Annotated in this window: 11 protein-coding genes and 2 pseudogenes; 11 read left to right on the top strand and 2 right to left on the bottom strand. The window is 57.8% G+C overall.

Translation table 11 applies throughout. From position 1 onward, the window contains the following. Nucleotides 1-150 precede the first annotated feature (150 nt). Nucleotides 151-440: pseudogene (locus tag ABQJ48_RS23075) on the bottom strand (type II toxin-antitoxin system RelE/ParE family toxin). Then, nucleotides 427-885: an antitoxin PaaA2 family protein gene (locus ABQJ48_RS23070; RefSeq protein WP_367840317.1), complete on the bottom strand. Its 459-nt coding sequence runs from the start codon at nucleotides 883-885 to the stop codon at nucleotides 427-429. Before ABQJ48_RS23070 ends, ABQJ48_RS23075 begins: the two are co-directional and overlap by 14 nt. Before the next feature lie 418 nt (nucleotides 886-1303). On the opposite strand from ABQJ48_RS23070, the gene ABQJ48_RS23065 reads away from it, so the two are divergent. The 11 genes and pseudogenes from ABQJ48_RS23065 (at nucleotide 1304) to ABQJ48_RS23015 (ending at nucleotide 13095) form a co-directional block, all read left to right on the top strand. Continuing rightward, nucleotides 1304-1993, top strand: a complete 690-nt coding sequence (locus ABQJ48_RS23065; protein WP_367840316.1) for a cyclase family protein — start codon at nucleotides 1304-1306, stop codon at nucleotides 1991-1993. Then, nucleotides 1981-3252, top strand: coding sequence for an ROK family transcriptional regulator (locus ABQJ48_RS23060; protein ID WP_367840315.1), 1272 nt, complete (start codon nucleotides 1981-1983; stop codon nucleotides 3250-3252). The genes ABQJ48_RS23065 and ABQJ48_RS23060 overlap by 13 nt, the downstream gene beginning before the upstream one ends. Nucleotides 3253-3276: 24 nt before the next feature. Next, nucleotides 3277-4386: a mandelate racemase/muconate lactonizing enzyme family protein gene (locus tag ABQJ48_RS23055; RefSeq protein WP_367840314.1), complete on the top strand. Its 1110-nt coding sequence runs from the start codon at nucleotides 3277-3279 to the stop codon at nucleotides 4384-4386. 94 nt (nucleotides 4387-4480) lie between these two features. Next, nucleotides 4481-5515, top strand: a complete 1035-nt coding sequence (locus tag ABQJ48_RS23050; protein WP_367840313.1) for an ABC transporter substrate-binding protein — start codon at nucleotides 4481-4483, stop codon at nucleotides 5513-5515. Further along, nucleotides 5512-6297, top strand: a complete 786-nt coding sequence (locus tag ABQJ48_RS23045; protein ID WP_367840312.1) for an ABC transporter permease — start codon at nucleotides 5512-5514, stop codon at nucleotides 6295-6297. Before ABQJ48_RS23050 ends, ABQJ48_RS23045 begins: the two co-directional genes overlap by 4 nt. Further along, nucleotides 6294-7100, top strand: coding sequence for an ABC transporter ATP-binding protein (locus ABQJ48_RS23040; RefSeq protein WP_367840311.1), 807 nt, complete (start codon nucleotides 6294-6296; stop codon nucleotides 7098-7100). Before ABQJ48_RS23045 ends, ABQJ48_RS23040 begins: the two co-directional genes overlap by 4 nt. 124 nt (nucleotides 7101-7224) lie before the next feature. Next, nucleotides 7225-8646, top strand: a complete 1422-nt coding sequence (locus ABQJ48_RS23035; RefSeq protein ID WP_367840310.1) for an amidase — start codon at nucleotides 7225-7227, stop codon at nucleotides 8644-8646. Between the two features lie 153 nt (nucleotides 8647-8799). Next, nucleotides 8800-10125: an Nramp family divalent metal transporter gene (locus tag ABQJ48_RS23030; protein ID WP_367840309.1), complete on the top strand. Its 1326-nt coding sequence runs from the start codon at nucleotides 8800-8802 to the stop codon at nucleotides 10123-10125. Nucleotides 10126-10566: 441 nt separating this feature from the next. Then, nucleotides 10567-11445, top strand: coding sequence for a polysaccharide deacetylase family protein (locus tag ABQJ48_RS23025; RefSeq protein WP_367840308.1), 879 nt, complete (start codon nucleotides 10567-10569; stop codon nucleotides 11443-11445). Between the two features lie 68 nt (nucleotides 11446-11513). Beyond that, nucleotides 11514-11711 (top strand): annotated as a pseudogene (locus ABQJ48_RS23020) (oxalate/formate MFS antiporter); the annotation flags it as partial. 238 nt (nucleotides 11712-11949) lie between these two features. Beyond that, nucleotides 11950-13095, top strand: coding sequence for a branched-chain amino acid ABC transporter substrate-binding protein (locus tag ABQJ48_RS23015; protein ID WP_367840307.1), 1146 nt, complete (start codon nucleotides 11950-11952; stop codon nucleotides 13093-13095). Nucleotides 13096-13133 lie beyond the last annotated feature (38 nt).

Genomic DNA, 13133 nt, shown 5'->3' with positions numbered 1-13133 from the left:
CCGCCACCCATTCGACCCAATCTTAAGCTTATGTAGCGCTTCGGCATCGCTGCATCGATGAAGATTAGGGTTTATACTTACTTCGTCTTCTCCAGCTTCCCCAAGAACTGGATTAAGCCCGCCCACTGAGGCGGGCTTTTTTTTGGTGGGCTACGTACGAAATCGACCGGTTACGTACAGTAGCGAATCAAGTGTACGAAAATGGGGCAAATCGACATCGCTCGCACGATAAAACACGATGTAGTCGCGGTGAACGATCATCTCACGGGTGCCCCGGATGCGACCGGCCCGGTACAGCGTCGGGCGCTCGCGCAGGCGTCAACCTTGGCGCGGACCTTCTGGACCAGTTCGACGGCCGCATTGGGATTGTCGTCGCCGATGTAATCGAGGATGTCGAAGAGGTCGTTTTCTGCCTGGACCTTCCGTTCAAGCCTTCGCACGTTTGCCCTTGCGCATCGCCTCGATGCGCGCCTCAGCCTTTTCCATCACGTCCTCATGCGCGATCGGAGGGCGCGGGTCATCGATCGCCTCCGGTACCTGCTGACGGACCCATTTGTCGTAGGCGGCGGCACTCGCATGCGTGGCTTTCATCGCCTCAGCGCGGTCCGGCCGGCCTGGCCGCCCGGATTCGACCTCATCCGGGCGCCACGCCGCGAGCGAAAACCTTCCCGTCTGTAACCCCAGTTCGCGGATCACCCCGAGCGCCTTGACCGGGTTGCGGAAGGCCCGCGGGCGCCGGTTGTTCGACGTGACGAGTACGGCGGTGCCGGCTGTGCGGGTTTCCAGTTCGACGTAGAAGGCACCGCCCTCGGCCTTCAGGATGGCCGACAGGACACCGCCCGCCTGGGCAGCGGCGGTCGCCTGGGAGACGTCCAGCGTTTTCATGGCACGACCTATTCATGATGTTTCCACGATTAATAACATAACGTGGAGTGGGCGATTGTCGAACCTGATGGCACCTTGACGTAACGCCTCTTTGCGCCGTGCACGGGCATCAAGACTTCGCACCGGAGAAAGCATGGTGGGGGAGCCGAGAGCGAATGCACCAATCGAGAACAAAGCCGCGCAGACGCACAGTAATGAGTCTTCTCGCCCATTTCTCAAGACACGAGAAATTAATCAATATCCATTCAAGGAATTAGCCCCAAAAAAAATCAGAAACTGTCGAAAAAATTAGCACCAAGTTCGTGAATTTCCCCTTTAAAAAGCTTGGCCCGGATGTTGCTTGTAGGTGGTAACCAACCCGTCCCTTACGATGGACGGACCGCGTCACCCGCATTTTCAACTCCACAAGGAATGTCGAATGAAGCTCATCGATCTCAGCCGCGAAATAACGCACAAGATGCAACGGCTGCCGAATCACCCGACCGTCAGCATCACCCCCTACACGACCCACGCGGAGAAACGGATTGCCGACGGTTATGAATTTTCCACCGCCGTAAACGTGCTCGTCATGGGCGAACACTCGGGCACGCATGTCGATGCACCCTGTCACTTCGATGCTAGTGAGGACGCCTTGACGATGGCCGATATGCCCATCGAAAACTTCTTTACCGAGGCGGTTTGCCTGGATTTGTCGCACAAGCCACTGCAGAGCGACATCAGCATCGAAGATCTCCAGGCGGCCGAGAAAGCAGCCGGGGTAGAGATAAAACCGAAAGATACGGTCTTCCTGTACATGGACTTCAACCACAGAACAATAGGAACGCCGGAGCATGTCACGGATTTCCCAGGCCTTACCAAGGAGTCGGCGACGTGGTTGGGAAATCGCGGCATAAACATGTTTGGGGTAGAGGCCATGAGTCCGGGACGACCAGGGCGCAATAATTTCGAGGTGCACCACGTCTGCAGGGATATGGGATTTACCCATATGGAAGGCCTGGACAATCTGCATCTGCTGGTCGGCTTGGGAAGATTCAAGTTCATCGGCTTTCCGCTCAAGATCCGCGGCGGCACCGGAAGCCCGATTCGTGCTGTGGCATGGATCGAATGATGTGGCCGCGCGACTTAGGCAGCAACGTGTTGCAGGTTCGCGACCACAATCGCGCGCTTGTCTTGTGGTGTCTGAGTCGGCGCGGCGGGTTGTCACGCAGCGAAATCGCCGAGCGCATCGGTCTGACCGAGGCGGGCATTTCGCGAATCGTGCGCGAACTGATCGATGACGGCTTGTTATACGAAACGGAAACGGCACCTGTCTCCGGGAGGCCTGGGCGTCGACATATTGCATTGGATATCGTCGCCGACGCGGCCTATGTCGCGTCTATCTGCCTTACGGCGTTCGATCACAGCATAAGTGTGCTCGATCTGCTCGGAAAACGCATATTGCGCGTCGAGTTTCCCGAGATACTTTCCGCATCCGGGGAGGAAGCCGCGTTGATGATCGCGGAAAAGGTTCGGGAAGTCGTCAAGACGCTTGATATCGCGGTCAGCAATATCCTCGGTATCGGCATCACGACGGTGGGCTCAGTCGATAAAGCAAGCAGGAACATCATTGCGTCATCGATCAACGGATTGAACGGGCAGAACGTGGCCGATCCGCTCGAGCAATTGTTGGGTTTGCCAGTCGCTTTGGCCACCATCGGCGAAGCGATCAATATCGGCGAGAAGGTCATTCTCGAAAAGCAGGCCGCGCACAAGGACGACGAGCGACAAGGGCAGGAAGCAAGCCTGAACACGGCGCTTGTGGTGCATGTCGCCTTCGGTATGGGCGCCAATTTTCTGGTCAATGGCCGCTCGTATGGCAATCAGCAAGACGAACGGCTGTTCGCGCATATCCCCATTTCGGGGAAAGAGGAAAGATGCATCTGCGGCGCCCGCGGCTGTCTTCTGACGAGCGCGTCCGGTCACTCAATCATCAGGCGCCTGAAGTCGGTGGATCTGTTCAGCGATGGCGGAAATCTCAACGAATTCGACCCGCAGGAACTGCTCGATGTCATTCGCCTATCGGACGCCAGAAACACCGCGGCCGGGAAGCTCTTTTATGCCGGCGGATACGCCTTGGGAAGCGCGCTCTTCTCTGTCACTGCCTGTCTGCCGCCGGAGCGGATCATCCTCGCTGGAGTCGTCGGGCAAGCGAATACCTACGCTTGCGGCGTGAAGGACGGCATTCGCTTTGCCTGGACGCGCGTCGGGCAAAAGATGCCCGATCTTGTTGTCAGCAAGCTCGATTACGGACTGGCATCGGATCACTATACCGTCGAGGAATTTCTGTTGGGTAATGCGATCGACGCGCATAAATTGATCCGGCGTTAAGCGTTTATTCCCGGGAGATGGACTTTGGCCAATATTGAAAAAGTAGATGTATTTCGCGTGAATCTACCGTTGTGCAAGCCCATGAAGCTTGCAAGCGAGCGCATTCAGGTCGCGCAAAATGTGTTGGTGCGCCTCACTTGCTCCGACAATGTCGTGGGATGGGGCGAGGCGGCGTCGGCCCCGACCATGACGGGCGAAACGCAATCGACCATGTACGCATGCGCAAGCGAGAAGATAGCACCGTCCATCATCGGCCAAGAGCTGGCGAGCTTCGATGATCTGCGGGTACTTGAAACATGCATCGCCCGCAGTGTGGGCGCCAACACCGCTGCCAAGGCAGCCGTGATCATGGCGCTATACGATCTGTTCGCCCGTCAGCGCAAGGTGCCGATGTGGCAGCTTTTCGGCGATCTCCAGCGCAACCGTATTCCGGCACTGCTGATCATCGGCGATGACGACGAGGCCGAGGAACTGAAGCAGGCTAGCACCGCTCGACGCATGGGGATCGGACACATAAAGATCAAGGTTGGGGCGAACGATCCGCTAACCGACGCGCGGCGTGTGGCCGCGATTCGGGATCTGTGCGGTTGGGATATGGCTATCTCGGCGGATGCCAACATGGGCTGGGATGAATCCCAGAGCAGGGTATTTCTTGAAAACGTCGTTGGCTCGAAACTGCACTATCTGGAGCAACCGCTCGGCGCGAAGGACGTCGCGGGCGCTGGGCGGCTGTCGCATCTCGGCTTAATCGATATTGCCGCCGACGAGGGTATCCATGACCTGCAAGACGTCAAACACAACGCGCAAGTGGGTGTGCGTTGGTTCGGTCTGAAACTGATCAAGCTGGGTGGTTATCTCCCCCTTCAGGAAGCGGTCGACTTTTGTCATTCAACAGGAAATCGAACGATCCTCGCCTGCAAGATCGCCGAGTCCAGCATTGGGGCCAGCGCAATGGCCCACTTCTCCGCGACCGTGCCAGATCTGGAGACCGGCGTCAGCTTTACCAACGGCTATCTCTCTCAGGATGTCGTCAAAAGCCCATTGAACATTGCGCGCGGGCTGGTGGAGGTGCCCCCGGGCATCGGCCACGGTGCGGAGGTCGATATCGATGCGGTCCATGCATTACAAGCGTAAGAAGCTGGCGAGGCAGTAGAGCTTTTTAAAACTTTTTTGTTTAGTGGTCGTGGGCCCTTTCCGGGCCGCAACCACGCTGAATGGATGAAAGACGATGGCTAAGATTAGCAGGCGGGATTTCCTCGGTGTGATGTCGGCTTCTATGTTACTGCCTTCCCTGGCGAGAGCCGCAGGGACGCCGGAGTTGACGTCGTTCGAATTCTTGGGCGTACGCGATCCGCAACTGGGTATGCACCTGGCGGTGGCGGAGTACCTTGGTTTGTTCAAGGCGGAGGGTATCGACGTCAAGATTCGTTGGCAGCAGTCGAGTGGCGATGTACTGAACATCATGGGCGGGGGCTTCCCCATTGGCATAGGCAATCCATTGACGCAGATCGTTTTGGCGTCGCGCAATGTTCCTACCACGATCGTTTGCGCATTCGCTGACATATCGGGGGGGCACGGTGTTGTCCTCGCGCCAAAATTTCAGCCGAAGACGCCGCGCGAGCTCGAAGGAAGAAAGTGCGCCTTTACGGAAGGGGTAAACAACCCGCTCATCCTGTCAGGACTCGGTACCAAATATGGGTTCGATCATACGAAGATTCGCATGATCAATATGGAGCCGAGCGAAGGGGTGGTGGCTGCGAGTCGAGGCGATGTCGACATGCTTTTGTCGTGGCAGCCCTTTTTATATCGGCTGCAGCAGTTGAATGGCACGCTTTACGCAACGGGCAACACAATTTATTTCACGCACCCCCCACAGAAGCTTTCAGAAGCAGACAAGCTTCTGCATCAGAACTCGACGCTGGTCGCCAATCCGGCGTGGCTGAGCGCGCATCCAAATACAACACAGGCATTGCTTCGAGCGCTAATCAAGGCCGAGGAAGTATATTTCAACAATAAAAGTAAGGCGATGGAGGGGCTCGAAGCTGTATTGAAGATCCCGGCCGCTCCGCTCGAGGCAATGACGGATTCAAGTGTTTATAGCCTGTCGATTTCCCAGCCTTTGGCCAACACGTACAACTCGATCTCGACATGGGCGCTTGCCAATCATCGCATCCTGAAACCCGCGGATATTAACTCGGGGATCTATCCAGACGCGCTTAAAGCGGTCGCGCCGGCGCGTGTGACGTGGGGGCCGCAAGCATGAACTTCCGTCGCCTAGTTGAGGCCAACAGGACCTTGATCTCCGCGGGAGCGGTTATCCTCTTGTGGTTCGTGTTCGCCTATCTCAATGCCCGGGTCTTCAGTTGGGTCAATCCTAACCTGTTACCTGGTCCTATCGATGTCATCAAAAGCGGGATTGAAACGGCGCGGACCGGCGAGTTGCAGGGGGACATCCTTGCAAGCTTGTCCCGAATTGGCGAAGGGTTTGTGATTGCCTGTGTATTTGGCGTACTGACCGCGTTCCTGGTGGCGGTGTGCAAGCCAGTCGCTTTTTTCGTCGAGCCCTTGATAGAGATATTACGTCCGATACCGCCGCTGGCGTTCCTGCCGATGCTGGTCTTGTGGTTCGGTATCGGCGAGTTCTCCAAAGTGTCCTTTATTGCGTATTCGGCGTTTTTCCCCATATTCATCACCTCTGTCGAAGGGATTAAGCATGTCGATCCGGTGTTGATAAGGGCGGCCAACAGCCTGGGTGCAACGCGTACGCAGATGTTCAGATACGTGATATTGCCATCGGCGCTGCCCTCGATTTTTACGGGTCTGCGGCTGGGCATCGCGTTGGCCTTTTTTGTGATCGTGGCGGCGGAGTTCCTCGGCGCTGATTCGGGCATTGGCTATCTAATCAACAATGCGAGGATTTACTTCATGGTCTCGCAGATGTTGTTCGGTGCCGCAGTGGTCGGTTTTTTTGGCTACATCGTCAACTGGATCCTGAAAACTCTGGAAGGGAAGGCGCTAGCATGGCGCGCGGAGTCAAGTAAATGAATATGCGACAGAGCGGTGAAAATATGGTCTCCGAAGCAGTCGCGGCGCGTACGACGAAGATTTCGATAAGCGGTGTCACAAAATCGTTTTCAGGCAAAACGGTTTTGGATCGCGTCGATCTTTCATTGTATGAAAACAGTTTTACTTGTCTTCTCGGGCCATCGGGCTGTGGCAAGTCGACCCTTTTGAACATGATGGCGGGATTTCTCGAGCCGACGACGGGAGACATCCTGATCGATGGCAATGTCGTTCGCGGCCCGGGCAGAGACCGTGGGATGGTGTTTCAGGAATATGCGCTTTTCCCCTGGCGTACGGTCCTCGAGAACGTGGCGGTTGGTCCAATGTTTCAAGGTAAAAACAAGAACGATCAACGAGATATCGCACTCAAGCATCTCGGCAAGGTGGGGCTTGCCAAGAACGCCCATATGTATCCTCGGAACTTGTCGGGAGGGATGAAGCAACGCGTCGCGATAGCGCGCGCTTTGGCGAACGATCCGTCGATCCTGCTGATGGACGAGCCATTTGGCGCGCTTGATGCACAAACGCGCGAGACCCTCCAGGATGAAATGAAACGGATCTGGGAACATGAACGGAAGACCGTCGTCTTCGTCACGCATAGTATTTCGGAAGCCATCTTTTTGGCCGATCGAATCGTGGTCATGGGAACACGGCCTGGCAGGGTTAAAGAGGTGATCGACGTCGATTTCAAGAACCCACGGGACCGCTTCAGCCCCGAGTTCGGAGATCTGGCACATCGACTAATCCAACTCATTCGGGAAGAGTCGAACAATCAGATGGGGTGATATTCAGGATGCGCTAGGCTTTCCCGCTCGCTTCGCCCGCGCCTATCGCCTTGAGCGGTGGCCCTTGTGTAAGGGGCGCCGTTTTTTTAATAAGCCGCAGGGCTTGGTAGAAGACGTCTTCATCATGAAAGAACTCCATTCTATGAGTACGCTGGAGCTATGGAGGTGCGACGCTAGCGACCTTCGATCGCGCTTCGCAAGTGGTGCCGCCACCCCCGAGATGGCGCTCGAAAGCGTTTTGTCACGTGTCGAGGAGGTCAACGCGGACATCAACGCGGTCGTGACGCTCGATATAGACGGCGCTCGACTTGCGGCAAAATCGGCCACTCGTAGATGGCAAAGAGGCGCGCCGGTGAGCGACCTCGACGGCATTCCAATTACGATCAAGGACAATATTTATGTGGGCGGCGTGCGTGCCACGTGGGGCAGCTTGCTATACCCATCTTTTATTCCGTCCTCTGATGATTTGCCCGTGGCCGCACTGAAAAGAGCCGGCTGCGTGTTTCTCGGGAAAACAAACACGCCCGAGTTGTCGATGGCGGGCTATACATACAATCGCGTATTCGGTTCTACCGCCAACCCTTGGAACCTGGCGATGACCCCAGGCGGTTCAAGCGGTGGCTCCGCTGCCGCGGTGGCTGCCGGAATATGTCCGATTTCGCTCGGGACGGACGCAGGAGGCTCGATCCGCAAGCCAGCGGGACAAACGGGTGTAGTGGGCCTGAAGCCCGGAATCGGCAGTGTCCCGCGCCGTTATGGCTTTTTGCCATTGGCGCATGATGTGCAGGTGATTGGTCCCTTCGCCCGTAGCGTTGCCGATTTGACGTCGGTTTATGCTGCCATCGCGGATCGTCCCTTTCAATCGGAGTTGCCCCGGCGCCTGCGCATCGGCGCATTCGTGCGTTTCCCGGGGAACGCCATTGCGGAGAATGTGGACGCTACGGTCTCTAGCGCTTTCGACGAAGGTGTTGCGGTGCTTCGCTCGATGGGGCATGAAGTGCTTCTTATCGATCCGCTCTGGAATCCCGAGGTGGCGCGCGATATCTTCAACGCACTCGTGAACGTCGGGATCGCTCGGGTGGTGAAGGATATCCCCACCTGGCGTGAGGACGTTACGCCTGCGGTGCTCGCCATGGCGGAGGCCGGCCGCGATGTATCCGCCGATCGTTACGTCGAGGTCATCGACAAATTGACGTTGTTTCGGTGGCGTCTGCGCGATGCTATCGCCGATTTCGACGTAATCGTCACGCCCGTCATGGCAACTGCGGGCTGGCTCCGTGACCAGCCTTCGCCGCCCGCCATTGCGGGTGAGCCGGCTAAAAGCGGCGCGCCGGGGGCGTTCACAGCGGCGGTCAGTCTCGCAGGACTGCCAGCGATGTCGCTTCCCGCGCCGGTACCGAGCGGTTCCACACCCATCGGTTTGCAATTCGTCACTGCTTTGGGCGGCGAGGCTTTGCTGCTGTCGCTTGCGGCGGCGTTTGAGCAGGCCGCGCCTTGGCAAAAGCTGGCACCGTTCACGAACGGTGCCACGTCTGCCTGCCCCTAGCGACGTGTTTGGACAAGCACGCGATCGGCTGAGCGATAGCCGCCAGACGCCTTGCGGCTGCTAGGCGTCGCATTGTCGAATGCTCATTTGGGAGACGAGAGCCGCGACAATGCCCCTGCAACACTTGCGGCAATGAACAATAAAGGCGCAGTCATGAACGAAGCGATGAGTCAGGCGGCCGTGCCGCAGACGCTCACCGAGCAGACCTGTTTCGATATCCGGGAAACACTGGCGGGCCGGCGGCGCGGCCTGCGAGCGATGCTGCCGTTCGTCGGACCGGCAATGGTGGCGTCGATCGCGTACATGGACCCCGGCAACTTCGCGACCAATATTCAGGCCGGCGCCGGCTACGGCTATACGCTGCTGTGGGTGGTGGCGGTGGCGAATATCTTCGCGATGCTGTTTCAATCGCTGTCCGCCAAGCTCGGGCTCGTGACCGGCCGCAATCTCGCCGAGCTTTGCCGCTCGGCGCTGCCGCGACGCTGCGTGTTTGCGATGTGGGTCATTAGCGAAATCGCGGCGATGGCGACCGATCTGGCCGAATTCGTCGGCGGCGCAATCGGCGTGTCGTTGCTGCTGCATCTGCCGATGCTGCCGAGCATGCTGATCACCGCAGCCGTCACCTACGGCTTGCTGCAGTTCGAGAAACGCGGCTTTCGTCCGCTCGAATTGGCGATTGCGGCAATGGTCGGCGTGATTGGCCTGTCATATCTGGCCGAGTTGCTGATTGCCCCGGTGCATTGGTCTTCGGTGGTTGCGCATACCTTCACGCCGCGCATGCCCGATAGCAATGCTCTGACGATCTCGGTCGGCATCATCGGCGCGACGGTGATGCCACATGTGCTGTTCCTGCATTCGGGACTCACGCAGAATCGCGCGAAGCCGCGCAACGAAGGCGAGCGCGCGAAGCTGCTGCGGTTTTCGAACATCGAGGTGGTGGTCGCGCTGGGCGTCGCCGGGCTCATCAACATGGCGATGGTGATCATGGCGTCGAGCGCGTTCCATGCCGGCCACGTTGAGATCGCCAGCATCGAAACCGCATGGCGCACACTTACTCCGCTGCTCGGTGGCGCGGCCGCGGGTCTTTTCCTTGCTGCGCTGATTGCGTCCGGCGTATCGAGTTCGGTTGTCGGCACGATGGCCGGACAGATGATCATGCAGGGCTTCGTCGGCTTCCATATTCCAGTGTGGGCCCGAAGGCTGATTACGATGGTGCCGGCCTTCGTCGTCGTGGCTTGGGGCGTCGATGCGACGCGCGCGCTGGTGCTAAGCCAGGTGGTGTTGAGCATCGCCCTGCCTGTGCCGATGATCGCGCTGGTCTGGTTCACGTCGCGCGGCGACCTGATGGGCCGCTACCGGAACCGCCGCTCGACAACGCTCGCTGCTGTGATCGGCACGGTCGTTGTGCTGGCCCTCAACGTCGTTCTACTGCTGCAAGTGGCGGGCATTTCGCCTTGGCCGCCGTTCCACGCGGGCTGAGCCAGATTCAAGCGTCTGCATCCAGTTGTGCGGATGTGGCGTAGATTCATCGGACGCTTTTCTCGATCCCTGGAGAAGCGTCCGGCTTAACTCGAAACGCCCGCCAGGACACCTAGCGTCCGAAAAATCATCGCAACCAACCTCATTGAAAGTAACGCCCGCACGGCTATTTCACGAGAATTGGCGTGAATGCCATAGCCCTTCGGGAATGTGGGCTCGTCCGGAAAGGGAATGCGTGCGTTCGTGGCGAACATGCCGGGATGCTGGCCGCGCTGGAAACGGCTTGGCGGCCTGACCTGGATGCACGTTCTCTATAAGTGATTACCCTTATATGTTATGCCGTTTTGTCAGGCTTTAATAAACGTATCTTGACAACAAAATACATAGACGCCGCGCCGCCCTATGCGGCACGATGCCAATCGACAGAGGAAGAGGAAAAACTTGACTAAGAAAATTCTTATCTCACTGGGTATTCACGTCGACGCCGTGGCGGGCTGGCTCGGCTCCTATGGCGGCGAAGACTCGCCCGACGATATTTCGCGTGGGATGTTCGCGGGAGAGGTCGGTTCGATGCGTCTGCTTAAGCTGTTCGAGCGTGAGAATCTCAAGACCAGTTGGTTCATCCCGGGGCACTCGATCGAAACCTTCCCCGAACAGATGAAGGCAGTCGCTGCGGCCGGCCACGAGATCGGCCTTCACGGGTACAGCCACGAGAACCCCATCGCGATGACGCCGGAGCAGGAAGAGGCCGTGCTCGACCGCAGTATCGAACTCATCACGCAGTTATCGGGCCAACGGCCGACGGGTTACGTGGCGCCCTGGTGGGAATTCAGCCCAGTGTCGAACGAGCTGCTGATCAAGAAGGGAATCAAGTACGACCACAGCCTGATGCATAACGACTTTCACCCCTACTACGTTCGCGTCGGCGACACGTGGACCAAAATCGACTACAGCAAGCACCCGAGCACATGGATGAAGCCGCTGGTGCGCGGGCAGGAAACCAGTCTGGTCGAGATCCCGGCGAACTGGTACCTCGACGACCTGCCGCCGATGATGTTCGTTAAGAAGTCGCCGAACAGCCATGGCTTCGTCAATCCGCGCGACATCGAGCAGATGTGGCGCGATCAGTTTGACTGGGTTTATCGCGAATACGACGATGCAGTGTTCCCGATCACGATCCACCCGGACGTCGCCGGTCGTCCGCAGGTGCTGTTGATGCTCGAGCGCCTGATCGCCTACTTCCGCGCGCACGACGGCGTGCGCTTTTGCACCTGCGACGAGATGGCCGACGACTTCCTGGCGAACAATCCGCGCGGCTGACCTGGCTTCGGGTGAGCGCTCGTGCGCATCGCCGCTGAGCGCGACTCTATGCATTCTGGAGAGAACCAATGAGTACAGGCTCGCAGCCTCTCGATGAACCGGTCGCCAGGACGGTCTCGACGGCGGCCACGCATAGCCGGTGGCTCCAGTTGGGCCTCGGGCCACGTTGCATGCTGTCGATCTCCAATTCGCAATACGTGGGGACGCTGATGAGGAAGCCGCTCGCCGCCAGGCTCGGCGTCGCGCTGCCCGAGCTGCAGGTCACGTCACCATGATCGATGAAAAGGTGACCGACAAAGGTCCAGCTCGTAGCACTGCTCGTCTGCACGAGGCGTACTGGAAGCTGCATGCGCACGGCCCACCACTCGTCACACCCGCTACATATTGGCGTGGAAGGAGCGACAGAGCCTGATTCCACATTAAGACCTCTCATTGAAATGAGCTACTGGCGCTTAGACAGAGCGAAGACAAAACTCATTGGAATATCGTTAAAAGGATTAACAAATGAATGTACGACATCTTTCCTCGCTTGCCGTCTTCGCTCTCGCCGCGCTTGGCGCGGCAACAGGCGCGGTTGCGCAGGACGAAATCGTAGTGAAGATCGGGCACATCGCTCCGCTAACAGGCGCCGCCGCACACGTGGGCAAGGATCTGGAAAACGGCGCCCGCCTCGCCGTAGAGGAGATCAATCACGCAGAACTTGTCATCAATGGTCACAAAGTAAAGCTGCAACTCGACTCTCAGGATGACGCTGGTGACCCGCGAATAGGTACGCAGGCTGCGCAGCGACTCATCGATGACAAGGTCGTCGCGGTGGTCGGCCACCTTAATTCTGGGGTGAACATCCCTGCTTCGAAACTTTACAACGACGCTGGCATTACCAACATCACTCCCGCAGCGTCAAACCCGCTTTTAACCATGCAAGGGTTCAAGACGGAATTTCGTTTGGTTGCAACGGATGCTGACCAGGGGCCGGCTCTTGCCAAGTTCGCAGCATCAAATCTCCACCTGAAATCCGTGGCGGTCGTTGACGATGCGACGGCCTATGGTCAAGGCCTGGCCAGAGAATTCGAAAAAAGCGCGAAGTCACAAGGCTTCGCAGTGACGTCCCACGAGGTCACCAATGACAAGGCTGTCGATTTTCGAGCGATTCTTACGAGGATCAAAGCCGACCGTCCCCAAATGATCATGTTCGGGGGAATGGATGCTACGGGTGGCCCAATGGCTAAGCAGGCCAGACAACTGGAGATGGATTCGAAACTTCTGATGGGCGATGGTGCATGTACGTCGAACCTGGGCTCGCTTGCTGGTCCGGCCGCAGCAAATATCTACTGTTCCGAGGGCGGCGTTGCCTTGTCGGAGATGCCACGTGGACGTGCTTTCCAGGATGCGTATGAGAAACGCTTCAATGTCCCAATCCAGAGCTACGCGCCATACAGTTACGACGCGGTTTATGTCATTGTAGATGCAATGAAGCGAGCTCAATCCATCGATCCCTCAAGAATTCTCGCGATGATGCCATCGACCAATTACCCTGGGGTGACCGGTCAGATTCGCTTCAAGCCGAACGGAGATTTGCTGAACACGTCGGTGTCCATCTACCAATACAAGGACGGCCAGAAGACGTTCCTCCAAGCGCTGAAAGACTAACATGCTACTGAAAGCGCGCGGATCGAGAGGCCTGTTCG

Source organism: Paraburkholderia suaedae, from assembly GCF_040812055.1.
In the GTDB taxonomy this organism is placed as follows: domain Bacteria; phylum Pseudomonadota; class Gammaproteobacteria; order Burkholderiales; family Burkholderiaceae; genus Paraburkholderia.
Note: the sequence above shows the minus strand (reverse complement) of the source record. Positions and strands in the feature narration are given on the sequence as shown.

Bases quoted from the DNA above. Each gene is read 5' to 3' on its own strand.
- ABQJ48_RS23035 (WP_367840310.1), top strand. From the start codon at position 7,225: ATGAAAGAACTCCATTCTATGAGTACGCTGGAGCTATGGAGGTGCGAC.
- ABQJ48_RS23050 (WP_367840313.1), top strand. From the start codon at position 4,481: ATGGCTAAGATTAGCAGGCGGGATTTCCTCGGTGTGATGTCGGCTTCT.
- ABQJ48_RS23040 (WP_367840311.1), top strand. From the start codon at position 6,294: ATGAATATGCGACAGAGCGGTGAAAATATGGTCTCCGAAGCAGTCGCG.
- ABQJ48_RS23060 (WP_367840315.1), top strand. From the start codon at position 1,981: ATGGATCGAATGATGTGGCCGCGCGACTTAGGCAGCAACGTGTTGCAG.
- ABQJ48_RS23070 (WP_367840317.1), bottom strand. From the start codon at position 885: ATGAAAACGCTGGACGTCTCCCAGGCGACCGCCGCTGCCCAGGCGGGC.
- ABQJ48_RS23015 (WP_367840307.1), top strand. From the start codon at position 11,950: ATGAATGTACGACATCTTTCCTCGCTTGCCGTCTTCGCTCTCGCCGCG.
- ABQJ48_RS23045 (WP_367840312.1), top strand. From the start codon at position 5,512: ATGAACTTCCGTCGCCTAGTTGAGGCCAACAGGACCTTGATCTCCGCG.
- ABQJ48_RS23065 (WP_367840316.1), top strand. From the start codon at position 1,304: ATGAAGCTCATCGATCTCAGCCGCGAAATAACGCACAAGATGCAACGG.
- ABQJ48_RS23030 (WP_367840309.1), top strand. From the start codon at position 8,800: ATGAACGAAGCGATGAGTCAGGCGGCCGTGCCGCAGACGCTCACCGAG.